This window comes from Streptomyces longisporus, from assembly GCF_039532765.1.
Taxonomy (GTDB): Bacteria; Actinomycetota; Actinomycetes; order Streptomycetales; family Streptomycetaceae; genus Streptomyces; species Streptomyces longisporus.
Map to the genome: position 1 here is coordinate 148,283 of NZ_BAAASG010000004.1, position 26,153 is coordinate 174,435.

Genomic DNA, 26,153 nt, shown 5'->3' on the forward strand with positions numbered 1-26,153 from the left:
CGTACTCATGCCGTCCTGTCGTCGGGGCTGTGCCAGTGGCCCAGTGCCATCTCCGCGGTGATGCCGGGCCCGAAACCGGCCAGCAGCCCGCGCGCCCGGTGCTTCGCTCCGCCCTCGTCGAACATCCGGCGCAGCGCGTCGAGGACCACGGCGCTGGCGATGTTGCCGTACTCGGTGAGCGTGGCCCGGCTGAACCGGAACGCGTGCGGATCGACCTGCAGAAACTTGCTGAGGTCGTCGAGAATGCGCGGGCCGCCGGCGTGAATGATGTAGAAGTCCAGGTCGGAGGCGTCCCAGCCGTGTTGGCCTGCCAGCTCCTGCAGGGCCGGCGCGAGCGGCTCCATCGTGCCCGGCACCCGTTTGTCCAGCAGGAAGTGGAATCCGGTGGCCCGGACGTCGTACATGATCCACTCCTCGGTCTTCGGGATCAGGTACGAGCCGTTGCGCACCAGTTCGATGCCCTCCCCGCCCTGTCCGCGCACCACGGCGGCGGCGATCCCGTCGCCGAACAGGCCGTTGGAGAGCAGGGATCCGACGCCCAGGTCGGTGGGCTGGTAGCAGAGCGAGCAGAACTCGCAGGCAACGATCAGCGCATTGGCGTCGGGGTAGGCGGAGCAGAAGTCGTGCGCCCGGTTGATCGCGGCTCCGCCGGCCGCACAACCGAGCTGGGCTATGGGTATCTGGCGGGTGGTGCTGTCGAAGCCCATCTCGTTGATCAGCCAGGCCGTGAGCGAGGGCATCATGAAGCCCGTGCACGACACGTAGATGATCACGTCGATGTCCTTGGTGAGGAGCTCCGCGTCGTCGAGCGCCCGCTGTATGACGGCGGGGACCCGGGCCTTCGCCTCGGCCTGGTAGACCTTGTTGCGCTCCTCGAAACCGGGGTGCTTCAGCGTCTCTTCGATGGGCTGCACGATGTGCCGCGTGCGAACGCCGGTGTTCTCGATCAGCCGGAGGGCCAGCGGCAGTTGTGGATGGTCGGCGTGGCGGGAGCGAGCGAGCTCCAGCGTCTCCTCCATCGTGATCACGTGCTCTGGGACGGACACCGAGGGTCTGCACAAAGTCGCCATGAACCGTCCTGCTTTCGCCGTCCGGAAGGCTTTCGGCCCCCGGGTCGAAAAGGGTTCACCTCTGGGGGTGGTTCACCCACGATCACCCGACGAGGCGACGATCTCGCGCCGGACTACTCCGTATCGGGGACCCCGTGCCAAGGTCGAAGCAGGAGCCCCACATCCGATCCCAGGGAGGACGCAATGACGCGTACGGCCACGGAACTGCTGGAGACGACCACCGCGAAGCTCGCCCCGGACCCGCAGGCCAACCCGCTCGTCCCCCTCATCGCCCGGGGCGAGGCCTCCCGCGACACACTCGCCACACTGGCTCTGGAACAGCACTGGGTGATCCCGGCGGACCGCCGCGCGTTCCTCCATCTGGCCCAACGCGCCACGGAGGAGCCGGAGGCCGCCGCGTTCTTCGAGATGCTCGCCGACGGCGAGGCGCTGGCAGCCGAACGGCTGCAGCCGTTCGCGCGGTCATGCGGCATCGACGAGGCGAGGACACTCGCCTATGAGCCGCTTCCGGGCTGCCAGGCCTATCCGTCCTACGTCGCCTGGCTCGCCCTCAACGCCTCCCCGACCGACGCGGTCCTGGCCATCACCGCCAACTTCTCCGCGTGGGGCGGCTATTGCGCCGGCATCGCCGAGTCCCTGCGCGTCCACTACGACTTCCCGGACGAGTCCTGCGCGTTCTTCGACTTCTTCGCCCAACCGGCCCCGGAGCTGGACCGGCGGGCCACAGCGGCAGTTCAGGCGGGCTTGGACGCCGGGTTCCTGAATGTGGGGCTCGCACACGGCTACGGCCGCCTGCTCCAAAGCTACGAGTCACTGTTCTGGTCAACGTTGCTGCAGCTGGCCTCTTAGGCCCTACGGCGCACTCCCGCTGCTGTGAGCAATACACGCCACATCAATCCGGTCGGCGAGCTTCGCCAGCTCAATGGTCAACGCAGCGACCGTGTCCTCGTCGAGCCCGTCCTCCCCGGTCTCGACCAGGTGCAGCCACCTCCCACCCACCGTCCGCAGAAGCTTGCTCACATCGGCCGCAGCCACCTGCAAGACACCGCGGTCATCGACGATCAGAGGCAGAGTCACTTCGCGGTTCACAACCGGGATGTTAGCCGCGCAGCACTCACGCACCGTGCCAAACCGTCGTGATGTTGCAGAACTCCCGGATTCCGTGCCCGGACAGCTCACGCCCGTAACCGGACCGCTTGACCCCGCCGAACGGGAACGCCGGGTGGGAGGCGGTCATCCCGTTGACGTACACCGCGCCCGCCTCCAGGTCCCGTACGAAACGGTCCACCTCCGCCTCGTCCCGCGTCCATACGTTCGAACTCAGCCCGAACGGTGAATCGTTGGCGATGAGTACGGCCTCGTCGAGGTCGGACGCGCGATACAGCGTGGCGACGGGGCCGAAGGCCTCCTCGCGGTGGATGCGCATCTCACGGGTGATCCCGGTGAGCACGGTCGGCGGGTAGTACCAGCCGGGCAGCTCGGGCCGGCGCAGCCGATGGCCGCCGCACAGCACCTCGGCCCCGCTCCGCCGCGCGTCCTCGACCAGCTCCTCCAGGTCGTCGCGCCCCTGCTCGCTCGAGAGCGGCCCGACGTCCGTGTCCTCCTCCATCGGGTCGCCGACCTTCAGCGCCTTCATGCCCTCGACGAAGCGTTCGGCGAAGGCGTCGTAGACGTCCGTGTGCACGATGAACCGTTTGGCGGCGATACACGACTGCCCGTTGTTCTGCACGCGTGCGGTGACCGCGATCTGCGCGGCCCGGTCGAGGTCGGCGGACGGCATGACGACGTACGGGTCGCTGCCGCCCAGCTCGAGGACCGTCTTCTTGACCATGTCCCCGGCGGTGGACGCGACCGCCCGCCCGGCGGGTTCGCTGCCGGTGAGGGTGGCCGCCTTGACGCGCTCGTCGCGCAGGATGTCGTCGACGGCGCCGGAGCCGATCAGCAGGGTCTGGAAGCAGCCCTCCGGGTAGCCCGCCTGGTGGAACAGGTCCTCCAGGAAGAGGGCGGTCTGCGGGACGTTCGAGGCGTGCTTGAGCAGGCCCACGTTGCCCGCCATCAGCGCGGGCGCCGCGAACCGGATGACCTGCCACAACGGGAAGTTCCACGGCATCACCGCGAGGACGGGGCCGAGCGGCCGGTAGCGGACCCGGACCCGGGAGGCGCCCGAGTCCTTGACGTCGAACTCGGACGGTTCCTCGTCGGCGAGGAGTTCCTCGGCGTGGTCGGCGTACCAGCGCATCGCCTTGGCGCACTTGGCGGCCTCCGCGCGCGCCTGCTTGATCGGCTTGCCCATCTCGGTGGTCATGACGCGGCCGATGTCCTGCTGGATGTCGTCGAGGAGAGCGGCGGCCCTGTGCATGAGGCGGGCGCGTTCGGCGAAGGGCGTCGTCCGGTACGTGCGGAACGTCGCCTCCGCGAGCTGGAGCCGGCGCTCGAGCTCCTCCTCGCCCATGGCCTCGTATGTCTTGAGCGTCTCGCCGTTCGCCGGGTTCACCGTCGCGATGGGCATGGCTGACCTCCTGGGGGCGGGCTTGATTCGACCTTCCCGCGCGCTGCCGGTGACCGCAACGCGTGGGCGGCTGTGCGGTTACTCCGATTCCTGCGAGTGCTCCGCCAGCCGGTCGAGAAACGCGGACTGCGCCTTCACGATCACATCCCGGGCGCGGTCGAGCCCGAACCACTCCACGCGGTCCAGCTCGGGGAACTCCTGCGTCTGCCCGGACCTCGGCGGCCACTCCATCCGGAAGGTGCCGGGGGCGATCGTCGCCGGGTCCAGGTCGGCCTCCACGGCCCAGGCCGTGACGGTCTTGCCGCCCGTCTGCCGGACCTCGCCCAGCGCCACGGCCTCCCCGTAGGGCGGCTCAAGACCCAGCTCCTCCTGGAACTCGCGCCGGGCCGCCTCCCAGGCGGTCTCCTCCTCGGGCGCGTACTCGCCCTTCGGCACGGTCCACGCCCCCGCGTCCCGCTTGGCGAAGAACGGCCCGCCCATGTGGCCGAGCAGGACCTCCAGACCGCCACCGGTGTGCCGGAACAACAGCAGGCCGGCGCTGTGCCTGCCGCTCATGGCGTCACCTCCGGGTGCGCCGCGAGCAGCGTCTCGACCGTGTCCGCCTCCTCCGGGCGCTTGTCCTCGCGGTAGCGGACCACGCGGGCGAAGCGGAGGGTGACGCCGGCCGGGTAGCGGGTGGACCTCTGCAGGCCGTCGTAGGCGATCTCCACGACGAGTTCGGGGCGTACGGTCACCACATAGCCGTTGGTGCCCGTGGCGAGCTCCTGGAGGCGTTCGGTCTGCCAGGTGAGCATCGCGTCGGTCATGCCCTTGAAGGTCTTGCCGAGCATGGCGAAGGAGCCGTCGGGGTTGCGGGCTCCGAGGTGGAGGTTGGAGAGCTTGCCGGTGCGCCGGCCGTGGCCCCACTCGGCGGCGAGCACCACCAGGTCGAGGGTGTGGACGGGCTTGACCTTCAGCCAGGACGCGCCGCGCCGGCCCGCGCTGTAGGCGGCGTCGAGGGCCTTCACGACGACCCCCTCGTGGCCGCGCTCCAGGGTCTCGGCGAGGAAGCCCTCGGCCGCGCTCACGTCCTGCGGCCCGGAGACCAGGGCGCGCCGTACCCGCATCGGCTCGGGGACCAGCCGGGCCAGTTCGGCGTGCCGCTCGGCGAAGGGCAGGTCGAGCAGGTCGCGGTCGTCCACGGACAGTGCGTCGAAGAAGACGGGGGAGACGGGGACGGTCTCGGCGGCCGTCGCCACGTCCACACGCGACCCGACCCGCCCGGCCGTCTCCTGGAAGGACCGGGGCCGACCGTCCTGACCGAAGGAGATCACCTCGCCGTCCAGGATGAACCGGCGCCCCTTCAACTCCAGTGCGGCGAAGGTGAGTTCGGGCAGACGGTCGGTGATGTCGTCGAGGGTGCGGGTGTAGATCCGTACGCTGTCGCCGTCCCGGTGGACCTGCACCCGGATGCCGTCCAGCTTCTCCTCGACCGCGCATGCGCCGAGCTTGTCGACCGCCTCGGCCACGGAGGAGGCGCTGTGCGCCAGCATCGGCAGGACCGGGCGGCCGACGGTGAGCCGGAAGCGGTCCAGGGCCGCCGGTCCGTCGGCGAGCAGCGCCTGGGCCACCGTCTGCAGGGAGCCCGCGAGCATCACCGCCCGGCGTACGTCCGCGGGCGGCGCCTCGGTGGCCTGCGCCAGGCCCTCCACGGCGACGGCGTCCAGGGCACCCTGCCGTACCTCACCGGTGAGCAGCCCGAGCAGGAAGCGCTGCTCGTCCTCGGTGGCCGCCCCCATCAACTCCCCGACCAGCCGGGTCCGTTCGGCCTGCGAGCCGGTGCCCGAGACCTTGCCCAGCTCGCCGAGGAGGGCGTCCACCTCCCGCACGGTGAGCGTGGGTTCGGCGGCCGGGGCGACAGGGCGACCGAGCACCTTCCAGCCGACGCCGAGCCGCCCCTGCGGCAGCCGTCCCGCCAGATACGGGATCACGATCGGCACGTCGTCCGCCTCCGCGTCCCGGAACAGCTCGGCGAGCAGAGCGATCTTCCGGGACCGCGCCGAGGTGGCGGCGACGTCCTGGGAGACTTGGGCCAGGCGGGCGAGCAGCATGCAGCCATCCTCCAACGGAGGCGGGCGCTCCACACCCGGACGGCGCTGGTCCTATGCCGGTACGGCCGAGTCGAGGTCGGTCATCAACAGCTCCCCGTTGATGAATGCCCCCGCCCGGTAACCTCCCGCCGCCGCGTTCACGACCTGCTCGGCGAAGCCCATCGCGTTGCCGACCGCCCAGACGCCAGGCACAGAGGTGAGCCCGGTCGGGTCGACCACGGGGTACGCGCCGAAGGGGGTCTCCTGGAGTTCGGCTCCCAGCCGCTCCAGCAGACCGGTCTGCGGGACCGGGCGGGGCGCGGTGAAGACGACCTCGCGGGCATGCGTCGTACCGTCCGTCAGACGTACGCCGGTGAGCCGGTCGTCCTCCACCACCAGCTCCGCGACCTCGCCGGGCACCACCTTCACCCCTGCCGCCGCGAGCCTGCGCAGGTCGTCGTCCGACAGTTCCTCTTCGGCGACGCTGTGCAGGAAGAGCGTCACGTCCTTCGACCACTGGGACACCATCAGGGCCTGGTGGACGCTCAGTGGGGTCGTGGCCAGTACGCCGAAGGCCCGGTCGCGGACCTCCCAGCCGTGGCAGTACGGGCAGTGCAGCACATCCCGGCCGAAGCGCTCGGCCACGCCGGGGACCGCCGGCAGCTCGTCCCGCAGGCCCGTGGCGATCACCAGCCGCCGTGCGCGCACGGTCCGGCCGCTCGCGAGGGCGACCGCGAATTCCTCGCCCCTCGTGACGTCCACGGCCCGGTCGCGGACCAGGTCCACGCCGTACCGTGCGATCTCCTCCCGGCCGATCGCCAGGAACTCGGCGGGTGGCATGCCGTCCCGCGACAGATAGCCGTGCATATGGGCGGCGGGCGCGTTGCGCGGTTCGCCCGCGTCGACGACGAGCGTGCGGCGCCGGGCCCGGCCCAGGACCAGGGCGGCGGAGAGCCCGGCCGCGCCCCCTCCGACGACGATCACTTCGTACTGCTCGTTGTGCTGCTCGGTCATGGAAGACCACCTCCACGCCCGACGGTCGCCCCACCGCTGCCGCATTGACAAACCTGTTTGCCGAAATTGCAATGTCGTCCATGAATGACGACGACACGGACGAGGTCCTCGCGGAGGTCGGGCCCCGGCTGCGCCGGATCCGCAAGGAGCGGGGTGCCACGCTCGCCGGGCTGTCGGCGGCGACCGGGATCTCGGTCAGCACGCTGTCCCGGCTGGAGTCCGGGCTGCGCAGGCCCAGCCTGGAGCTGCTGCTGCCGATCGCGCGGGCACACCAGGTGCCGCTGGACGAACTGGTCGGCGCGCCACCGGCGGGGGACCCGCGGGTACGTGGCAAGGCCCTCGTACGACACGGTCGCACCTTCTGGCCCCTCACCCGGCAGCCCGGCGGCCTCCAGGCCTTCAAGGTGCTGGTACCGCAGGGCACGGAGGAGCCCGAACCGCGCACCCATGAGGGCTACGAGTGGCTGTACGTGCTGTCCGGGCGGCTGCGGGTGGTGCTGGGCGAGCACGACGTCGTCATGGCGGCGGGCGAGGCGGCCGAGTTCGACACCCGGGTGCCGCACTGGTTCGGGTCGACGGGGGAGGGGCCGGTGGAGTTCCTGAGCCTGTTCGGGCCGCAGGGGGAGCGGATGCATGTGCGGGCGCGGCCGAAGCGGTCCTGATGCTCAACTGCGGACTGTCGGCGGGTTGTTGGCCGCATCGGCCGCGCTGCTCGCGATACCCCCCACCGCCTCCGCCGCCCTCGCCCCGCACAAGACCTTCTTCAAGGAGAACTTCGACCGGGCGGGTCGGCGGGTGCGGGTCATGACCGACCGGCTCACGGCAGTCCGATGAGCGCGATGCTCTCCTCCTGTGCGACGGCGAGCCGGGTGCCGTCGGGGTGCAGGGCGGCGACGGGGGTGGGCACACGGCGGCCGCCGAAGCAGGTGGGCTTGGCCGGGACGCGGACCTCGGGCCACTCCGCGACGATGCGCCCCGTCGCCGTGTCGAGCAGTCGCGGGTGGCCGTGCAGAGACACGACCTGATCGCCCCGGGACAGGAGCAGGACACCGGGGTCGGCCTCGGGGACGGGGCTGCGGTGCAGCCAGTGACCCTGGGACACCGACCACACGCCGAGGTGGCGCGCCGGCAGCGCAAGCTTCTCCTCCTCCTCGTCGTACCACTCCTCCGTTCCCGTCGCCAGGACCAGTCGGTCGGCGTCGAGCCAGCAACCGGCCGTCACCTCTCCGCCCATGACGGCCATGGCCGGCAGCACGCCCTCGCCGTCCAGGATGTTCGGGTCGGTGAGTGCGAGCGCTGTGTCGAAGACGACGGCGAACCCGAAGGGCTGCCAGATCCAGCCGACCGAGAGCAGGTGGCGGCCGTCCGGGCTCAGGCCCAGTCTGGAATGGAAGAAGTCCTCCGGCTCGCGGCTTCCGGCGGTCAGGCGCTCGCCGCTGGCCGCGTCCTCGATCTGGAGCACGTTGTACTTCTCGGGGCAGTGCACGACGACCTCCCGTCCGTCGCCCAACCTGCCGAGGGCGAGCGGGTAGTCGTAGTTCGGAGCGCGGTAGTAGCTGCGGTTCAGCTCTCGAACGACCCGCTCCCCTTCGAGCAACACCCCCTTGGTGCCACGCTCCTGGTACACCGCGGAATACGGCCCCGAGGCCGAACTGGTCCCGGCATCGAACGGAAAGCTCCACGCGAAGGGCGACCTGTGTTCCACCCCGTCGCGATCCCACCGCCGTCCGCCGCCGGTCCACGAGACCAGTTCGTCCCCCTGCCAGACCATCGACTTCGGCGCCGAAGTCACCGCTATCGACTCCACGGTCACCCCTGACCACCCCCCACTCCGCGCACCCTGATCAGGCCTTCAGCCGGAATCTACGGGAGTCCGTCGGCGGGGCAGCCGCCGAAGGTCCGCCTCACTTCACGAGCATCCAGTCCTGCGAGCCGTCTCCGGCCGCCTTCTGCAAGGTCAGCGGGGCCCCGTCGGACGCGCCCGTCAGGTACAGGCCGGTGTCCTTCACCGACTGCAGCTTGTAGTAGCCGTCGGCGGTCCTGACGAGGTTCCAGCTGCCCGTCGGGCTGTTGTCGACCCACTGGCCGATGCGCCGGCCGACCGTCGCGTTGCCGGTCCAGACGGCCGCCGCACGGCCGCCCGACTTGTTCAGCAGGGTCACGCCACCCTTGGGCTCGGTCACCACATGCCAGTACTGGGTGTCCGGGTCCGCCGCCGAACCGGCGTCTTCCAGGGCGATGTCGGGGACGTCGCCGTTGCCGAGGTTCGCGTCGTTGGTCTTGTTCCCCGTGCCGATCACCTGGCCGGTCCTGCGGTTGACGAGCTGGTAGTAGGCGCCGTTCGAGTGGCCGAGGTCGACCTCGGCGTAGGCGAGCGTCGAGGTGCCCTGGTTGTTGAGGATCACGATGCGGCCGGTGCCCTGGACGTACTGCAGGTTGCGGCTGTAGGCGGCCGGAGAGGTCGTCTGGTACTCCTTCCACACGCCGTCGCTGCGCCCGGTCTCATTGACCCAGACGTCGCCGCTGCCGGCGGCGTTGTACACCAGGCGTCCGTCCGGCAGCGCGATGACGACGGGGCTGCCGCCGGTAGCGAGCGGCCGCGAACCCGCCACGACCGGCAGGGAGTCGATCCCCATACCGGTGGCGGAACCGCGGAAGAACTTCAGCGGGTCGTCCGCGATCCTGTATCTGACGTCGGCCCCGCCACCCCAGTACTCGAAGGTCAGCAGCCATCTGCCGTCCGTCGTACGGACCACGTTCGTCATTCCGGGCCGACCGCCGCCGATCTCCGACTTGCCGCCCCCCATGTCCTGGGTCAGACCGGCGACGTCGACGACGGGGGCGCTCCATCTCTCGCTGCTCCCGTCCCACGTCTTGTGGACGAGGATCTGGCCGTGCGAGTCCGTGGCGGTGTCGTTCGCCGGGTCGAGGGCCGGGACACCGGTGGTCGGGTCGAAACCGGTGTAGTCGTTCTCGTCGGAGTAGTAGCAGACGAGTTTGCCCTTGTAGACCATCAGGTACGGCTCCCACAGGGGATCCACCTGCTTGTACGTGTTCGCGGCAGCGACGTTCTGCCCGATCGCGCCCGCGCTGCCGCCCTGCCGACCACCGGTCGCGACGACATCGGCGACCCTCCATGTCACGCCTTCGTCGGTGCTGGAGTACAGGGCGATCGCCAGGTCACTGCGGTCCCCGTCGTTGGACGGCGTCCAGTTCGGGTCGGCCGCCCTGTGCTCCTTGTAGTACTGGTCGTCGCCCGAGACCACGCTCGCCAGGAGCAGCGTGCCCGCCTTCAGCTTGCCGACGCGCTGCGGAAGCACGTACGGATACGGGTTCGTCCAGTTGCTGGTGTACTTCGCGTACCGGGGGTCCTTGGACAGGTACGCCGGGGCCCTGACCTCCGACAGCGGCTGCCACGTCGTGCCGTGGTCGTCGCTCTTGTAGACCGGGACGGTCTGCCCGTCGGCGCTACCCGTCGTCGGCACGACGGTGGACTTCTCGAACGCCGCGACCAGCCGTCCGCTCGGCAGCTGCGCCGACTTGGGGTAGATGGCACAGTTGCCCCGGCCCTTCAGACACGGGGCGTTGCCCAACTGGTACAGGATCCCGCCCGTCGGGTCGTACGCCTGCGCGCTCGTCATGGGGATCGCGAGCAGCGCGGACGCGGCGGTGAGGGTGCCCAGTGCTCTGGCGGCTCTTCTTCTCTGCATGACTTCTCCTACGGGGTGCTCACGAACGGGTGGGGTCGGTGTCGGTGGAGACGAGGACCCGTACGTCCCAGGGGCCGAGCTCAAGTGCCTTGCCCGCAGGGACGGTTGTGCCGTCGAGGGCGTCCGAGAGGTTCACCGGCGCAGACACCCTCGCGGGCTCCCAGCTCCAGTTGTGGACGATGTGGACATGGCGTCCGTCCGGTGAGGTGCCGGTCGTCGCGGTGACCGAGGCCGGCAGGTCCCGCCGGCCGTGGCGGGGCGACGGCGCCAGCCACTCGGCCAGCGCCCGGGCGAGGTCCCGGCCGGGCACCGTGCCGACATGGGTGACCCGGCCGGCGCCGTGACGGCGGGTGGTGACCGTGGGCCAGCGGCCGAAGTGCGGGTGGTCGTAGGTGACGAGTACGTCGGCGTCGGCGACGGTCAGGCCGTCCGCCCACTTCGTCGCCGTAGCGCCCTCGGGAAGGTGGAGGGGGCTGTCCGGTGCGGACCGCACGGGTATGTCCCGTGCCAGGTTGCTGAATTCGTCGTAGCTGACGCCCGCGGCGCCGGTGAGACGCCCGGGGGCCGCTTCGGTGCGGGCGCGCGCCTCGTGGTCGGCGTAGCCGGTGCGCGGACCGAGGACCAGGTGGCCGCCCGCGCGGGCGTAGTCCGCGAGCCAGTCGAGCGTCTCGTCGTGGGCGAGATAGAGCGCAGGGACCACGAGGACGGGGTGACGTTGGACGGCCGCCGGCGGAGTCACGCCCTCCCGCTCTCCGCTCGGGTCGTGCAGCTGGCGGGCGTGGACGATGCGGACCTGGCGGCCGGCGTCGAAGGCGCCGCGGTAGAAGGGGTCGAAGATGCGGTGGTAGGCGGCCGGGTCCGGTTCGCCGTCGGGCCCGGCCAGCGGCGGGTACTTCTGCATCAGCCACTTGCTCGGCGTCGAGTACACCATGGTGATGTCGGCGTCCGGTTCGAGCCCGGCGACGAGCGCCCCCGCGGTCTCGAACTCACCGCCCAGACGGGCGAGTTCGGCGTACGTCCGGCCGGGCCGGCCGGTGTGCGGGAGGATGCCGCCCCAGTAGGTCTCCGCGCCGAAGTGCAGGGTGTGCCAGTGCCAGTACTCGATCATGCGGGCGCCGCGCGCGACGAGTGCCCAGGCGGCCTGGCGCCACTGACCGTCGTAGGCGGGCCGGTTGTCCCAGGGGAAACCGATGGAGCCGGCGTCGGTCTCGGTGACCAGGAACGGCTCCTGCCGGGAGGAGAACATCCAGTCGGCGGTCTGGTACAGCGCCCACACGCCGGTGGTCTTCCAGTTCTGCTCATGGCCCTCTGGCGTGGGGTCGGGCAGCAGCAGGCCGTCCTGCATGTCGTAGTACGGGTTGCCGGAGGCGATGTCGAGACGGTCGGTCAGCTCGTCGTCCTCCACCGCCGGGCGGGTGTAGGAGATGCAGGTGGTGACGAAGTGGTCGGGGCGGGCGTATTCGCGGACGATGTCGGCCTGCCAGCCGATGAACTCGGTGACCTGGCGGGCCTGGAACGCGCGCCAGGCCACGTCGTACTGCGGCTGCGCGTTGCCGTCCGGGGTCCACAGGTCCGCCCAGGTGGACAGCCGGTGCGACCAGTACACCAGGCCCCACTCGCGGTTGAGGGTCTCCACGTCGCCGTAGGTCTCGCGCAGATGGTCGACGAAGCGCTGGAAGACGCCGTGGTTGTGGAAGAGCTCCAGGCCCGGCTCGTTGTCGACCTGGAAGCCGATCACCGCCGGGTGGTCGGCGTAGCGGGCGACGATACGGCGGATCACGCGCTCGGCGTGGAAGCGGAAGGCCGGGTGGGTGAAGTCCACCTCCTGCCGGGCGCCCCAGCCGATACGTTCGCCGGTGTGCCGCTCGCCGGTGATCTCCGGGTACTGGCGGGCCAGCCACGGCGGTACCGCGTAGGTCGGGGTGCCGAGGACGACGGAGATACCGCGGTCGTGGGCGCCGTCCAGCACCGGTTGCAGCCAGTCGAGGTCGAAGCGGCCGTTGTCCGGCTCCCAGGTCGACCAGACCGACTCGCCGACGCGGATGACGCTGACATGGGCGTCGGCCATCAGGTCGAGGTCGGTCTTGAGGCGTTCGGCGGGGCGCTCGTACGGCTGGTACTCGTGGTAGTACGCGGCACCGAACAGGACGCGGGCAGGCAGAGCCGCCATGAAGGGAAACCTCCGGGGGAAGGGAAGAGGGGGGAGGGCTACTGCTTGACGCCACCGGTGGCCAGGCCGCTCTGCCAGTACCGCTGGAGCATCAGGAAGGCCACGACGAGCGGGATGATCGAGAGCAGCGAGCCGGTCACGACGAGCGCGAGCATGTCGCTGCTGGCGCCCGCCCCGCCGTTCTGGGCCTGCGCGGCCCAGGAGGCGAGGCCCACCGTGATCGGGTACAGCTTCGGGTCGTTGAGCATGATCAGCGGCAGGAAGTAGTTGTTCCAGGTCGCCACCAGGGTGAACAGCAGCACCGTCACCAGGCCCGGCCCCAGCAGCCGCAGCGCGATCCGGAAGAAGATCCGTGCCTCGCCCGCGCCGTCGATGCGGGCGGCCTCCAGGATGCTGTCCGGGACGGCGTCGGCCGCGTAGATGCGCATCAGATAGAGGCCGAAGGGGTTGACCAGGGACGGCAGGATGATCGCCCACGGGGTGTTGACCAGGCCCGCCTTCGCGAAGAGCAGATACGTCGGGATGGCCAGCGCGGTGGTCGGGACCATGACGGCGCCCAGGACCAGGTTGAAGGCGAGACGGTCGCCGCGGAAGCGGAACTTGGCGAACCCGTAGCCGCCGGCGGCGGCGAGCAGTGCGGCGCCGAGCGCGCTGACCACGGCGTACATCACCGTGTTGAGCAGCCAGTCCACGAAGACGCCGTCGTCCTGGGTGAACGTCGCCTTGATGTTCGCCGGCAGCTGCGGAGCGTGCGAGAACCACAGGCCGAAGGTGTTGAAGAGGTCCTGGGTGTTCTTCGTCGAGGCGATGAGCAGCCAGAACAGGGGCAGGAGGAAGTAGGCGAGGGCGGCCAGCATGGCGATGGTCAGGGGAGTGCTGCGCCGGGCCCCCCGGTCGCGCTTCTTCGACCTCACGGGGGGAGGCGGTGCGGCCGCCGTCACGACGGTGTCCGGGGGAGTGGTGGTCGTGATCACGGGGTCCTCCTGCGGTTCGCGGTGAGCAGGACGGCGTAGGAGGCGATCACGATGACGAGGCCGAGGAGGAAGGACACCGTGGCCGCGTAGTTGACCTGCTGGCCGGTGAAGGCGAGGGAGTAGGCGTAGAGGTTGGCGGTGTAGGAGCTGGAGATGACGTCGGGGGCGATGCTCATCAGCAGCTTCGGCTCGTTGAACAGCTGGAAGCTGCCGATGACGGAGAACAGCAGGGCGAGCAGCAACGCGGGCCGCAGCGCGGGCAGTTTGACGGACCAGGCGATGCGCCAGGCACCCGCTCCGTCCGTCGCGGCCGCCTCGTACAGCTCCTGCGGGATCGTCCGCAGGGCGGCGTACAGGATGATCATGTTGTAGCCGACGAACTCCCAGGTCACGATGTTCGCCAGGCTGCCGAGCATCCAGCCGTCGCTCAGGAAGTGCGGGGCGGGCAGGCTCAGATTCCGGCTCAGCTGGGCGAACGGCCCGAAGTCCGGCCCGTACAGATACCCCCACATCAGCGCGGCGACCACGCTCGGGACGGCGTACGGGACGAAGATGCCCAGCCGGATCACGCGCGCCAGCCGCAGCAGTCCGCTGTCCAGTGCGAGCGCGAACACCAGCGCCAGCAGCAGCATCACGGGCACCTGGACGAGGAAGAACAGGGCGACGCGACCCACGCCGTGCAGCAGTTGGGGGTCGCCCAGGGCCTGGACGTAGTTGTCCAGGCCCACGAAGACCGTCCCGCCGATGAGGCGCTGCTGGAACAGGCTGAGATAGGCGGCGTAGCCGAGCGGAGCGAGGAAGAGCAGCAGGAACAGCATCATGAACGGGGCGACGAACAGCGGCCCCGAAAACCGGTGCGCCGAACGGGACGTGCGTGCTGCCTTGCGGGGGACGGCGGTCGTGGCGCTCATATCAGCCTCCCTTGACCGTGAAGCCCTGGTCCTTGGCGTACGTGGTCAGCCGGGTCTGCCAGCTGCCGAGGGCACGGACGGTGTCGGTGTGGTCCGCGAGGGACTTGCCGACCGTCTCGGTCCAGTCGGTCGCCGCCTGGTCGAGGAACGGCGGCCACTGGAAGGAGGAGTTGACCGTGGTGCTGATGTCGGCGAAGACCTGGTTGACCTTCTGGCCGCCGTAGAAGGACGGCGCGTCCGACACGAACGACTGGTCCCTGAGCAGGGACTTGGTGGCGGGGAAGAAGAACTGCTCGGTGGCGAACATCCTCGCGCTGGCCGGGTCGCTGTTGAGGAACTTGGCGAACTCGGCCGCGGCGATCGGGTTCTTGGTCGATCGGATGACGGCGGTGGTCGAGCCGCCCCAGTTGCCCGAACTGGGCTTGGCGGCGTCCCACTGCGGCAGCGGGGCCGCCCGCCACTTGCCCGCAGTGGCCTTGGCGGAGCCGGAGAGGAACACCGGGCCCCAGGCGGCCGTGATCCAGGTGGCGTACTTGCCCTTGTTGAGGGCGGCGTACCAGGAGTCGGTGAAGTCGGGCTCGACGCCGATGACCCCTTCCTTCGCCAGGCCGCCCCAGTACGCGCCGAGCTTCTTGGAGACGGCGTCGTCGACGCTGATGGTGATGTCGCCCTTGCCGGCGGTCACATAGGGCTTGGCGCCCGCCTGCCAGAGCAGACCGTGCCAGGCGGCGACCTGGTTGGCGGCGAGGTTGGTCAGACAGACGTTCGGGTCCGCCTTGTGCAGCTTGCGCGCGGCGGCCGCGAACTCGTCCCAGGTCCCCGGCACGTCGATGCCGTGCTTGTCGAAGATGTCCTGCCGGTACAGCATGCCCATCGGACCGGTGTCCTGCGGTATCGCCCAGACCTCCCCCTTCGGCCCGCTGACCTGGCCCCAGGTCCAGTCCACGAACGTGGACTTGAGGGCGGAGGCGCCGTACGGCCGCAGGTCCAGCAGACTGTCGGTGATCGTGAAGGTGGGGATGGCCTGGTACTCGATCTGCACCATGTCCGGGGCTCCGCTGCCCGCCTTCAGGGCCGTACGCAGCTTGGTGTACTGGGGTGTTCCCTGGCCGGCGTTGACGATCTTGACCTTGATGGCCGGATACTTCTTCTCGAAGAGTGCGACCTCCTTCGCGATGTTCGGGACCCAGGTCCAGAACGTCAGCTGGGTCGGGGTCTTCATGGCCTTGTCGATGTCGGCCTGGCTGACCGGCTTGGCGGACGCGGAGGAGCTGCCGGAGTCGCTGCCGCCACAGGCGGTGAGGGCGGCACCGAGCGACAGGGCGCCCGTGGCGGTCAGGAACAGCCGACGGCTCATGGCGGACGTGCTGGGTACGGACGTGTTTCTGGGCATGGTGAACTCCCGCCGGTGGCGAAGGTGACGGCACGCCTGGCGAGGGCGTGCGGGGTGTGGTGGTCGAGGGGCGTGCGCGCCGACGGGCTGGAACGCCGAGACGGTCGAGTGTGCGCGTCCTCGTGGAGAGCGACCTGTGAGCGCTCCACCACCTGAAGGTGGAGGCCGGGGTCGGAAGCGAGAAGCGAGAAGCGGGGTGGAGGTGGAGCGGCGACCGGCACGCGGCCTGACGTGGGCCCGTCGGGGTCAGGGGCGGCTCTGCGGCGCCGGTCCGACGGGGGTGCTCGTGGCGCGGTGCGCGATCAGTACAGCGGCTCGTTCGGGGATCGCGTGCCGTTCAACGGCTGTGGTCGGCTTGGCTTGCGAAGGGGTCAGTGGCGGGTGGACAGGCCTCCGTTCGCAAGCGGCGGACTGGATGCCCTGGCGGCACGGGAGCCGGTGCGCCGTCCGCGGGCCGGGGTCTTCCGGCTCGGCGGTGGCGGTGCGGTCGAGGCACGGACGACGAGGTCGACCGGTGGGCCACTCGGCGTCAAGGGCTCTGCCTTCGGGTTCTCGATGGCATGCACCAGGCGCTTGAGCCCTTCCTGGGCCACGGCGTCGAACGGTTGCCGCACCGTGGTCAGGGGAGGAGTCACATAGGCGGCGACCGGGATGTCGTCGAAGCCGACGACGCTGACGTCCTCCGGCACCCGCCGGCCGGCCTCCGTCAGCGCGCGGATCAGTCCGATCGCCATGTCGTCGTTGGCTGCGAAGACAGCGGTGACGCCGCCGTCCTCGGCCAGCTCCCGTCCCGCCCGGTAACCGGAGGCGGCCGACCAGTCGCCCGAGACGACCGCGGGCACCTCCCGGTCCTGCGCGGTGAGGGCCGCCTGCCATCCCTCCAGCCGGTCCCGGGCGGCGTACCACCGCTGCGGACCCGCGAGGTGATGGACCGTCATATGGCCGAGGTCCAGCAGGTGTTCGGTGGCGGTCCGGGCCATCAGGTCGGCGCCGTGGCCCGCGGTCAGCACCGTGGGCGCCTTGACGGGCGGCGGTGCGCCGATGACGAGGACCGGGACATCGAGGCGGAGGGCGGGTGCTCCGCCGTCGGTCTGCTCGTCGATCGGTTCGGAGATGACGATGCCGTCCACGCCCTGATCGAGGAGCGAGTCCATGGCACCCGCGACGCCCGCCGGGTCGCCCTCCATCGTGTTGACCACGCGAAGGGCGTAACCGGTGTCCCGGACGACCCGCTCGACACCCATGAGCAGCGAGGCGGGTCCGTAAAGCGCCGTGCCCAGCGTCACCACGCCGATCGAGCGGGTGCGCCCGGAGGCCAGCGCGCGGGCGGCGTTGTTGAGCCGGTAGCCGAGCTGCTCGGCGGCGTCGAGCACCCGCCGGCGTACGTCGGCCGAGACATACGGCTCGTCGTTGAAGACCCGCGAGACCGTCTTCTGCGAGACCCCCGCGAGCCGGGCGACGTCCACGCTGCGCGGCGCGGCGGAGCCTGCGCCCCGCCCTGTCCCTCGCGTCATGGTGCCTCCCGGCGGCCGTTCGATCGAGCCCCATCATGCCATTCGCAGGTCGACCGACCCTGCGGCTGACTGCGCTGTCATGTCTACGCAGTCATGTCTACGCAGTCATAGGGGCGGCGTCAAGGGTCCGGAACGCATCCGTGACCTCTACAGAATCCCGATGTTGGTGAGCGGGATGTTCCAGTCGTTGCTCTCGACGTCGCCACGGCCGTCCTGAGCTGTGGCTGGTACCGCGCAAAGCATCAGCCCCGCGAGGGCGATGGCCAGGACGGCGGCGACACGACGCTTCACGGTTCCTCCTCCGTTACGGCAGTGCGGCCCACCCTGCTCCGAGCCGGCAGCCCCGCCGGCCCGGACACGCCGCGCGGCCCGAGGAATCAGCCGCTCGGTGGCGGTACCGCTCTTGCCGGCCGTCAGCTTCCCGACAGCTCGGTGGCGGTGAAGCGCTCGAATCCCGCGTGGAAGGCCGTGCCCTGCGGGTCAGTCGCGCTGTAATGGAAGGCGGCCACCCCGCAGCCCCGCGCGTCGAAGGCGGCTCCGGTGTACGAGGCGACCCGGGTGCCGTCCACGCCGAGTTCGACCCTGATCCGGCCCGCACCGGCCGGGGAACAGGTCATCGACATGTCGACCTGCTGCCGGCTCGCCACCTTCAGGCCCGCATCCGCGAGGTCGACCTCGACGACCCGGTCATGCTGGAAAGCCCCTTTGAATCGGAACTCCCGCACAATCAGGGCTTCCTGACCTGTTGTCAGGTAGGTCGCCCAGCGGGAGCCCTTCCGGTAGTCCCCCGAGCCGTTGCACCACAGCCCAACCCCGCCCTCGCCGCCGTACCACTCCGTCTGGGTGTTCAGCCGTACCGCGAACGAGGACGGCTCGAAGGGTGCCTGCGGCCACACCTCCAGCTCGGTCCTCGGATCGACCAGCATGGTTCCGCCCTGGTGCGTGATCCTCGCCAGGGCCGGGTCCTTGTGCGTCCAGTCGCCCGAATCGGTCAGATCGTCGGTGTACGAGAGGGGTTGGGAGCCTGCGGAGCTGTTCGGCCTGCCGGACGAGGACGGGGAGGCCGAGCCATGGGTTCCGCCCGAGGAGGTGGTGCTCAGCACGACGGCAAGCAGCACCGCCGCCGCGGCACTGCCGGCCGCGAACCCCCACAGCCGCAGCTGCCTGGCGCCCGTGCCGAGGCGGGCGACGCCCTTCCCGCGTCCGGACGGTGGCGGCGGCTGAGGTGTCCCTGACTGCGACTGCGTGCCCTCCGCGGCCCCCGCGAGCCGGGTGACGAGCTGGGAGGCGGTGGGCCGCTCCGCCGGGTCCTTGCGCAGACAGTCGGCGACGACCGAACGGACCGGCTCCGGCACCGCCGCGAGATCCGCGTCCCGCTCGCACACCGCGACGAGCACCTCGTAGCCGCTCTCCCCCTCGAAGGGATGGCGCCCCGTGGCGGCGAAGTACAGCGTGCCGCCCAGGGAGAACACATCGGAGGCGCCGCTGACCCGCATCGACTTGACCTGCTCCGGCGACATGTACGCGGGCGAGCCGAGCACACTGCCCGGGGTGGTGAGCGCCGACTCGAGCAGCCGGTCGTCGCGGGCGATACCGAAGTCGATGATCCGCGGTCCGTCCGGGGAGAGCAGGATGTTGGACGGTTTGATGTCCCGGTGCACCACACCCACCCGGTGCACCTGCGCCAACGCGTGCGCGACGGCCAGCGCCACCGACTGCAGCCGCCCGGAGGACAGCGGGCCACCCGCCGTCACATGCTGGTGGAGCGTGGGGCCCGGCACGAACTCGCTCACGATGTACGGATTCCGCCCGGACAGGTCGGCATCGAGGACCCGCGCCGTGGCCAGCTCGCCGACCCGGCTCGCCGCACCGAACTCCCGCCGTACGCGGGCGAGCGCGACCTCGTCGTACTCCTTGCCCGGCAGCAGGAACTTCACCACGACCCGCCGCCCCGCCCGGTCCCGGGCGAGCCACACCACCCCCTGCCCGCCCCGGCCCAGCTCACGCTCGCAGACGTATCCGCCCACCGACAGCTGCATCCGTGGATCCATGCCCCCGCCCCCAGCCCCGCCCCCGGTCCATGGCCGTTCTCCAGCGTATCGGCCCCCTTGGGCCGTGACAGGGCTCTTGTCCGGGTTTCACGCCTCAGCCCGAGCGGGGATCCACATGGATCTTGGGGCCTGGCCCGGCGCCGGGCGGGCGCTCGCCGGAGAGTACGGGGCCTGCCCCGTCGAGGCCCACGGTGGCGGCGACCAGGGGCCTGGGGTCGACCGACCCGGCGGCGTAGGCGCGGATCGTGGCGTCGAGGCCCGGGGAGGCGGAGAGGATGCCCACCGCGGTGACGTCCTTGAGGGCGAGCGTGCGGGTGTCGATCCTGCTGGGCTCGCCGGCCAGCCCGATGTACACGACCCGGCCGGACGGCTCGACCACATCCAGGGCCCTGTCCGGCAGATGGGCGGCGTTCGAGGCGTCGACGACCGCGTCGTAGGGCAGGTCCGGCAGGGAGTCCCCGGACCAGACGTGCTCGAAGCCCAGCGCGCGGGCGAAGGCGAGGGAGCTGCCGGTGCTGCCCATGAGGTGGACCTCCGCACCGGTCGTACGGAGGAACATCGCGGCCAGCAGTCCGATGGTCCCCGGGCCCAGGACCAGGACTCGGTCCCCGGGGCGCGGTGCGGCGGCCTCGGCGGCCCGCAGGGCGTTGCCGCCCGGCTCCACCAGCGCCCCGAGCACGGCGTCGACGGCGTCGGGCAGGGCGTGCAACGAGGAGGCGGGGACGGCGAGTCGCTCGGCCAGGGCGCCTGGCCGGTCCCCGCGTATGCCGACCTCCTGCCGCTTCTCGCACACGTGCCGGCGGCCGCGCAGGCAGCGGCGGCACGTGCCGCAGCCGAGCATGGTGTCACCCATGACGCGGCGCCCGAGCCAGCCGGTGTCGACACCGTCGCCGACCGCCGCCACCCGCCCCGCCCACTCATGACCGAGCCGCATCGGATAGGCGGCATGGCCCTGGTGGAGGTAGGCCATCGCGCCGGTGAAGAACTCCACGTCGGTGCCGCACACGCCGACCCGTTCGACGTCGACGACGACTTCGCCGGGGCCCGCCACCGGCGCCGCGACCTCCTGTACGGCGTACTCGCCGGGGCCGGTCAGGACGAAGGCGCGCATCAGGCGACGGCTCACCGGGGCCCGAGGACGTGCTGACGCTGGGTGCCCAGCTGCTGGATGCCGAGCTCCATCACGTCGCCCGGCTGGAGGTACACGGGCGGGGTGAGGCCCATGCCGACGCCGGGCGGAGTGCCCGTGTTGATCAGGTCGCCGGGCTCCAGGACGAGGAACTGGCTGAGGTAGTGCACGATGAAGTAGGGGTCGAAGATCATCGTCTTGGTGTTGCCGGTCTGCCGGCGCACCCCGTTGACGTCCAGCCACATGTCGAGCGCGAGGACGTCCTCGATCTCGTCGGTGGTGGCCAGCCACGGGCCCGCGGGGTTGAAGGTCTCCGCGGACTTGCCCTTGGCCCACTGCCCGCCCCGCTCCAGCTGGAAGGCACGCTCGCTGACGTCGTTGACGACCACATAGCCGGCGATGGCCTCGCGCGCCTCTTCCACCGAGTCCAGGTAGCTCGTGCGCCTTTTGATGACGATGCCCAGCTCCACCTCCCAGTCCGTCCTGGTGGACCCGCGCGGGATCCGCACGTCGTCGTTCGGACCGACCAGGGTATTGGGCGACTTGGTGAACAGGATCGGCTCGTCGGGCACGGCCATGCCGCTCTCGGCCGCGTGGTCGCGGTAGTTGAGGCCGATGCACAGGATCTGATGCGGGCGGGCGACGGGGGCGCCGATGCGCTCCCCGGCGAAGCGGGACACCTGCCCGGCCGCCGCCCGCTGTGTCACGAGCGGGCGGACGCGGTCGAGGCCGCCCGCGCCGAAAAACGCCTCGTCGAAATCCGTGACGACGTCCGAGAGGTCCACGTAGGTCTCGTCGTCGATGCGGGCGACGGGCTTTTCGGCGCCGGCGGCGCCGATGCGCATGAGGTACACGAGCTCAGTCTCCAGGGTGGGTTCGGCGGGGTGGGTGGCCCGGCGGGGCTTCAGCGGTGGGGCTCCCCGAGGGGACCGAGCAGGGCACGGATCTCGTCGGCCGCCTCGACCAGGGTGCTCAGCGGTGTCCGGTAGGTCAGCGCACTGACGCTGACGGCTCCGGACGGCGTCCTCGGCGAGGTCGCGTACACGGGCAGGGCGAGGCAGTTGACGCCGGGCTCGTTCTCCTGGTCGTCGAGGGAGTAGCCCCGCTCACGTATGGTCTCCAGCTCGCGGTGCAGGGCGTCGGCGGTGCACAACGTCCGCGGGGTGCGCCGCTCCAGGGCAGAGCCGCCGATCCATGCCTCCACCTCCGCCAAGGTCTCCAAGTGGCGGGCCAGCAGCAGCTTCCCGACTCCGGTGGCGTGCGCGGGGTTGCGGCCGCCCACCATCGACGTGAGCCGGACGGCACCGCTGGGCGGATCGACCTTGGCACGGTAGACGACCTCACGGCCGTCGAGGACCGCGTAGTGCGCGGTCTCCCCGAACCGCTGCGCCAGCGCCTCCAGGACCGGGCGGACCCGGACGTGGTCGGGCCGGGACTCGTGGTGGGCGAAGGCCATCCGCAGGAACTCGTCCCCGAGCGCGTAGTGGCCGCGGGCGTCCTGCCCGGCGAGCCCCGCCCGGCGCAGGGCCGCAAGCGCCCGGTGCACGGTCGGCTTGGGACTGCCGATCACCCGGGTCAACTCCTCGAGGCCCACGCCCTCGGGATACCGGGCAAGCTCCTTGAGGACGGCGAGCACCCGGTCCGACCCCACGAGCCGGCCGCCGTCGGCGTCGGTCGGGCCGTCCGTGCCGGGGTCTGTCGCACCCTCGTGCGTCTGCGTACCCTTCATGATGTTCCGGACTCTAGAGCGCCGTACCGACTATTGGAAGAGGCCATGGTGACGCTCCGCAGCGCGCAGTGGTACGAGGGCCAGGACCGCAATGCCTACATCCACCGGGCCTGGATGCGGCGGGGCGCTCCGGACGACGCCTTCACGGGCCGCCCGCAGATCGCGATCGCCAACACCGCATCCGACCTGACCCCCTGCAACGCCCACCTGAACGAGGTCGCGGCGTCCGTGCGCAACGGCGTGTACGAGGCGGGCGGGATCCCCCTAGACCTGCCCGTGGTGTCGCTCGGCGAGACGAACGTCCGTCCCACGGCCATGCTGTGGCGCAACATGGCGGCGATGGCCACCGAGGAGATGCTGCGGGCCAACCCCGTCGACGGCGTCGTCCTGCTCGGCGGCTGCGACAAGACGATCCCGTCGCTGCTGATGGCCGCCGCCTCGGTGGACCTGCCCGCCGTCGTCGTACCCGGCGGTCCGATGCTCACCGGAACCTTCCGCGGCACGCCCCTGGGCTGCGGCACCGACGTGTGGCGGCTGTCCGAGGAGGTCCGCGGCGGCACCCTCTCCCAGGAGGAGTTCACCCGCTCCGAGTCGTCGATGATCCGCAGCCGCGGCCACTGCAACACCATGGGCACGGCCTCGACGATGGCGCTGGTGGCCGAGGCCCTGGGCACGGTCGTGCCCGGTACGGCCGGAACTCCCGCCCCCGACAGCCGACTTCTCAAGGCCGCACACCGCACCGGCCGGCTGGCGGTGGACATGGTGGGCGCCGACCGGCGGCCCGGTTCCTTCCTCACCAAGGCCTCCTTCCACAACGCGATCGTCGCGCTCGCCGCCGTCGGCGGCTCCACCAACGCGGTCGTCCACCTCCTCGCCATCGCGGGGCGCCTCGGCATCGACCTGTCCCTCGACGACTTCGACCGCATCGGCTCCCGGGTACCGGTCCTCGTCGACCTCCAGCCGGCCGGCCGTTTCCTCATGGAGGACTTCCACCGCGCCGGCGGCCTCCTTGCCGTCCTGCGCGAAGTCCGCGACCTGCTCGACCCCGACGCCCTGACCGTCACCGGCAGCCCCCTGGTCGACTTCCTCGACGACGCCCCGATCTGGGACACGGAGGTCATCCGCCCGCGCGCCCAACCGCTCGTCGCCGAGGGCGGAATCGCCGTCCTGCGCGGCAACCTCGCCCCCGACGGCGCCCTCGTCAAACCGGCCGCCGCCTCCCCGCACCTGCTGCGCCACCGCGGCCGGGCGGTCGTCTTCGACTCGATCGAGGACTTCCACGCCCGTATCGACGACCCGGACCTCGACGTCGACGCCGACAGCGTGCTGGTCCTGCGCGGCTGCGGCCCCAAGGGCTACCCCGGCATGCCCGAGGTCTCCAACATGCCGCTCCCGAAAAAGCTCCTCGAACAGGGCGTCCGCGACATGGTCCGGGTCTGCGACGGCCGGATGAGCGGCACGGCGTACGGCACCGTCGTCCTGCACGTGGCCCCGGAAGCCGCGGCCGGCGGCCCCCTGGCGCTGGTGCGCACGGGGGATGTCATCTCCCTCGACGTCGAAGCCCGCCGTATCGACGTCGAGGTACCCGCCGACGAACTCGCCCGCCGAACCCCGAACAAGGAGACCCTCACGGGTTTCGCCAACCCCCGCCGCGGCTGGGAACGCCTCTACGTCGACCACGTCCTGCAAGCCGACACGGGCGCCGACCTGGACTTCCTCGTCGGCTCCAGCGGCTCGGAGGTGAGCCGCGAGTCGCACTGAGCGACGCACCTCTTGGGGACTGGGGCAAGTCGCGGGGTCGCGGGCCACGGGAAGGTGTCGCGCTGATGGGGGGCTGGTCCGGGAAGACGGAGCGGGTGGTGTTGCGCTGCCGGCAGGTAACCGCGATGGCGGTGAGCCGGCACAGTTCGCCCGCCGGCCGCCGACAGGCCACCGACCGGGTCGGAGACCGTTTCAAGGCCGGCGGTATCACCGGAGACGCAGAGCGGCCTCCCTCGTCCGGCAGGACCTGGCGGTCTACGCGTGGGAGACGCCCGCCGCCACGGGGATCGGCCGGTGGGTGGTGAGTGCTCGGTCGAGGTCGGTCATCAGGTCCTCCGGGTCCTCCAGGCCGATGGACAGCCTGACCAGGCCGGCGGCCGGGCGGGCCTCCGGGGCGACGGGTCGGTGGGTCAGGGAGGCCGGGTGCTGGATCAGTGAGTCGACGCCGCCCAGGGACACCGCGTGGGTGAAGAGGCTGACCGCCGAGGTGGTGTGCGCGGCCTGTTCGTAGCCGCCGCGTAGGTCGACGGAGATCATCGCTCCGGTGCCCTTCAGCTGTCGGCCGAGCAGCCCCTGCTGGTCTCCGTCGAGCCCGGGGTAGTGGACGCGGTCGACGCTCGGGTGGGTCGTCAGCCATGCGGCGATGCGCCGGGCGTTCGCCTGCTGGGCTCGTACTCGCACCGGGAGCGTGGCGAGCCCCCGGTGCAGGAGGTACGCGCCCAGCGGGTGCAGCAGACCGCCGGTGACCGCGCGGACCCGGCGCAGCGCGGCGGCCTGCTCCTCGCCGCACGCGATGACACCGGCGATCACGTCGCCGTGCCCGCCCAGGTACTTGGTCGCGCTGTGCAGCACCATCGCAGCACCGAGGTCGACGGGATTCTGCAGGACCGGCGTCGCGAACGTGTTGTCGACGAGCACCGGAACGCCCTGGGCCGCCTCGACGACGGCACGGATGTCGACCAGTTCGAGGGTCGGATTGGCGGGCGTCTCCAGCACGATCATCGCGGTGTCGGGGCGGATGGCGGCGGCCACGTCCGGCGCCGAGCAGTAACTCACCTCCGTGCCGAGGAGGCCCGAGGCCAGCAGATGGTCCGTGCCGCCGTAGAGGGGGCGGACGGCCAGGACATGGCGGCGGCCGGTCTCCTTCACGGTCGCCAGGATCGCCGCGGTCATCGCCGCCATGCCCGAGGAGAACGCCACGGCGGCCTGAGCGTGCTCCATCTGGGCCAGCGCCGACTCGAACCGCGCCACGGTCGGGTTCCAGAGCCGCGCGTAGACGGCTCCGCCGTCCGCGTGCGGTGTCCCTCCGCCCGCCATGGCCTCGTAGGACAGCCCGCCGGTCTCGATGTCCGGCAGCGGACTGGTCGACGACAGGTCGATGGGAAGCGCGTGGACGCCGAGCTCTGTCAGGTCCTCACGGCCGGCGTGGACCGCCAGGGAGTCGAGTTGCAGATACGACGAGTTCATGCCCAGAGGGTGAGGCGATCCACAACCTTCCGCAAGAGTCATTGTGGAAGCCATGGCCAAGGGCCGATATTGGTGCAGATTCGGCAAGAGGAGGGCTCATGACAGGCCGGCAGCTGAAGAAAACACAACCCGCCGCGGCGGGGCTCGACGGCACCGATCTGGCCATCCTGGTCGCGCTCCTGGAGGACGGCCGGATGACCAACGCGGCGCTCGCGGCCCGGGTGGGCGTCGCCGAGTCGACCTGTGCCTACCGGGTCCGTGCGCTGCGGGAGTCCGGTGTCATCACGAGCATCAACGCCCGGCTCGACCTCGGCGCGCTCGGCCACCCGATCCACGCCATCATCAAGGTCCGTCTCGGCAGCCACAGCCGCGAACATGTCCGCACCCTCTACGACCGGCTGGTCAAGGTTCCCGGAGCCCTGACGGTGTGGCACGTCGGCGGGGACGACGACTTTCTTCTGCATGTGGCCGTGGCCAGCCCGGAAGAGCTACGGGATCTCATCCTGGAGCATGTGACCGTCCACCCGATGGTGCGGCAGACCGAGACCCAGCTGGTCTTCGAGGTCCGCGACGGCCGCGGCGTGCTGCCCGAGTGAACCCGGGCCACCGAGAGTCTTGTCCGTGGGAAGTGTTTCCTCATCGGCAAGCGACCGCTTAGTATGCGATGGACCCCGGTCAGACA

The 26,153-nt window shown here is 70.8% G+C and carries 23 protein-coding genes and 1 pseudogene; 5 read left to right on the forward strand and 19 right to left on the reverse strand.

The window, feature by feature from the left end:
• Positions 1–5: 5 nt before the first annotated feature.
• Positions 6–1,082: pseudogene (locus tag ABD355_RS07500) on the reverse strand (type III polyketide synthase); the annotation flags it as partial.
• A 171-nt stretch (positions 1,083–1,253) separates the two neighbouring features.
• On the opposite strand from ABD355_RS07500, the gene ABD355_RS07505 reads away from it, so the two are divergent.
• The gene (locus ABD355_RS07505) at positions 1,254–1,919 is read left to right on the forward strand and encodes a thiaminase II/PqqC family protein (RefSeq protein WP_344399309.1); all 666 of its coding nucleotides are present in this window, start codon (positions 1,254–1,256) and stop codon (positions 1,917–1,919) included.
• Positions 1,920–1,922: 3 nt separating this feature from the next.
• Here ABD355_RS07505 and ABD355_RS07510 read toward each other — a convergent pair whose 3' ends face one another.
• The 5 genes from ABD355_RS07510 to ABD355_RS07530 form a co-directional block, all read right to left on the reverse strand.
• Complete coding sequence (locus ABD355_RS07510) at positions 1,923–2,159, reverse strand: DUF6213 family protein (protein WP_099933991.1); 237 nt, start codon at positions 2,157–2,159, stop codon at positions 1,923–1,925.
• Positions 2,160–2,184: 25 nt separating this feature from the next.
• Complete coding sequence (locus ABD355_RS07515) at positions 2,185–3,579, reverse strand: NADP-dependent succinic semialdehyde dehydrogenase (RefSeq protein WP_344399310.1); 1,395 nt, start codon at positions 3,577–3,579, stop codon at positions 2,185–2,187.
• A 78-nt stretch (positions 3,580–3,657) separates the two neighbouring features.
• Positions 3,658–4,134 (reverse strand): NUDIX hydrolase, encoded by a 477-nt coding sequence (locus tag ABD355_RS07520; protein ID WP_344399311.1) that lies wholly within the window; start codon positions 4,132–4,134, stop codon positions 3,658–3,660.
• Complete coding sequence (locus ABD355_RS07525; protein ID WP_344399312.1) at positions 4,131–5,669, reverse strand: ATP-dependent DNA ligase; 1,539 nt, start codon at positions 5,667–5,669, stop codon at positions 4,131–4,133. Before ABD355_RS07525 ends, ABD355_RS07520 begins: the two co-directional genes overlap by 4 nt.
• Positions 5,670–5,720: 51 nt before the next feature.
• Positions 5,721–6,662, reverse strand: a complete 942-nt coding sequence (locus ABD355_RS07530) for an NAD(P)/FAD-dependent oxidoreductase (RefSeq protein ID WP_344399313.1) — start codon at positions 6,660–6,662, stop codon at positions 5,721–5,723.
• A gap of 80 nt (positions 6,663–6,742) precedes the next feature.
• Between ABD355_RS07530 and ABD355_RS07535 the strand changes: the two genes are divergently transcribed.
• Both ABD355_RS07535 and ABD355_RS07540 read left to right on the forward strand, forming a co-directional pair.
• Positions 6,743–7,324: a helix-turn-helix domain-containing protein gene (locus ABD355_RS07535; protein WP_344399315.1), complete on the forward strand. Its 582-nt coding sequence runs from the start codon at positions 6,743–6,745 to the stop codon at positions 7,322–7,324.
• 25 nt (positions 7,325–7,349) lie between these two features.
• Positions 7,350–7,496: a hypothetical protein gene (locus tag ABD355_RS07540; RefSeq protein ID WP_344399316.1), complete on the forward strand. Its 147-nt coding sequence runs from the start codon at positions 7,350–7,352 to the stop codon at positions 7,494–7,496.
• Here the strand turns inward: ABD355_RS07540 and ABD355_RS07545 are convergent.
• From ABD355_RS07545 to ABD355_RS07600, 12 genes are all read right to left on the reverse strand, one after another.
• Complete coding sequence (locus ABD355_RS07545) at positions 7,480–8,454, reverse strand: hypothetical protein (protein WP_344399317.1); 975 nt, start codon at positions 8,452–8,454, stop codon at positions 7,480–7,482. The genes ABD355_RS07540 and ABD355_RS07545 overlap by 17 nt on opposite strands.
• 112 nt (positions 8,455–8,566) lie before the next feature.
• Positions 8,567–10,372: an RICIN domain-containing protein gene (locus ABD355_RS07550; protein ID WP_344399318.1), complete on the reverse strand. Its 1,806-nt coding sequence runs from the start codon at positions 10,370–10,372 to the stop codon at positions 8,567–8,569.
• 19 nt (positions 10,373–10,391) lie between these two features.
• A complete protein-coding gene (locus tag ABD355_RS07555) occupies positions 10,392–12,542 on the reverse strand; it encodes a beta-galactosidase (RefSeq protein WP_344399319.1) in 2,151 nt (716 codons plus the stop codon).
• Positions 12,543–12,580: 38 nt separating this feature from the next.
• Entirely contained in the window at positions 12,581–13,513 is a 933-nt protein-coding gene (locus ABD355_RS07560) for a carbohydrate ABC transporter permease (protein ID WP_425585712.1), read from the reverse strand.
• On the reverse strand, positions 13,513–14,427 hold the full coding sequence (locus ABD355_RS07565; protein ID WP_425585708.1) for a carbohydrate ABC transporter permease: 915 nt from the start codon (positions 14,425–14,427) through the stop codon (positions 13,513–13,515). The genes ABD355_RS07560 and ABD355_RS07565 overlap by 1 nt, the downstream gene beginning before the upstream one ends.
• A 1-nt stretch (position 14,428) precedes the next feature.
• Positions 14,429–15,820, reverse strand: coding sequence for an ABC transporter substrate-binding protein (locus ABD355_RS07570; RefSeq protein WP_344399320.1), 1,392 nt, complete (start codon positions 15,818–15,820; stop codon positions 14,429–14,431).
• Between the two features lie 371 nt (positions 15,821–16,191).
• Complete coding sequence (locus ABD355_RS07575) at positions 16,192–17,334, reverse strand: LacI family DNA-binding transcriptional regulator (protein WP_344399321.1); 1,143 nt, start codon at positions 17,332–17,334, stop codon at positions 16,192–16,194.
• Between the two features lie 147 nt (positions 17,335–17,481).
• Entirely contained in the window at positions 17,482–17,625 is a 144-nt protein-coding gene (locus ABD355_RS07580; protein ID WP_344399322.1) for a hypothetical protein, read from the reverse strand.
• A 122-nt stretch (positions 17,626–17,747) separates the two neighbouring features.
• Positions 17,748–19,385: a serine/threonine-protein kinase gene (locus ABD355_RS07585; RefSeq protein ID WP_344399323.1), complete on the reverse strand. Its 1,638-nt coding sequence runs from the start codon at positions 19,383–19,385 to the stop codon at positions 17,748–17,750.
• Between the two features lie 94 nt (positions 19,386–19,479).
• The gene (locus ABD355_RS07590) at positions 19,480–20,496 is read right to left on the reverse strand and encodes a zinc-dependent alcohol dehydrogenase (protein ID WP_344399324.1); all 1,017 of its coding nucleotides are present in this window, start codon (positions 20,494–20,496) and stop codon (positions 19,480–19,482) included.
• Between the two features lie 11 nt (positions 20,497–20,507).
• Positions 20,508–21,368, reverse strand: coding sequence for a fumarylacetoacetate hydrolase family protein (locus tag ABD355_RS07595; protein WP_344399325.1), 861 nt, complete (start codon positions 21,366–21,368; stop codon positions 20,508–20,510).
• 50 nt (positions 21,369–21,418) lie between these two features.
• On the reverse strand, positions 21,419–22,243 hold the full coding sequence (locus tag ABD355_RS07600; protein ID WP_344399326.1) for an IclR family transcriptional regulator: 825 nt from the start codon (positions 22,241–22,243) through the stop codon (positions 21,419–21,421).
• 45 nt (positions 22,244–22,288) lie between these two features.
• On the opposite strand from ABD355_RS07600, the gene ABD355_RS07605 reads away from it, so the two are divergent.
• Positions 22,289–24,004: an IlvD/Edd family dehydratase gene (locus ABD355_RS07605; protein WP_344399327.1), complete on the forward strand. Its 1,716-nt coding sequence runs from the start codon at positions 22,289–22,291 to the stop codon at positions 24,002–24,004.
• A 255-nt stretch (positions 24,005–24,259) separates the two neighbouring features.
• Here ABD355_RS07605 and ABD355_RS07610 read toward each other — a convergent pair whose 3' ends face one another.
• Entirely contained in the window at positions 24,260–25,471 is a 1,212-nt protein-coding gene (locus ABD355_RS07610) for a trans-sulfuration enzyme family protein (protein ID WP_344399328.1), read from the reverse strand.
• A 98-nt stretch (positions 25,472–25,569) separates the two neighbouring features.
• Here ABD355_RS07610 and ABD355_RS07615 point away from each other — a divergent pair, with 98 nt between their 5' ends.
• A complete protein-coding gene (locus tag ABD355_RS07615) occupies positions 25,570–26,067 on the forward strand; it encodes an Lrp/AsnC family transcriptional regulator (RefSeq protein ID WP_344399329.1) in 498 nt (165 codons plus the stop codon).
• Positions 26,068–26,153: the final 86 nt, after the last annotated feature.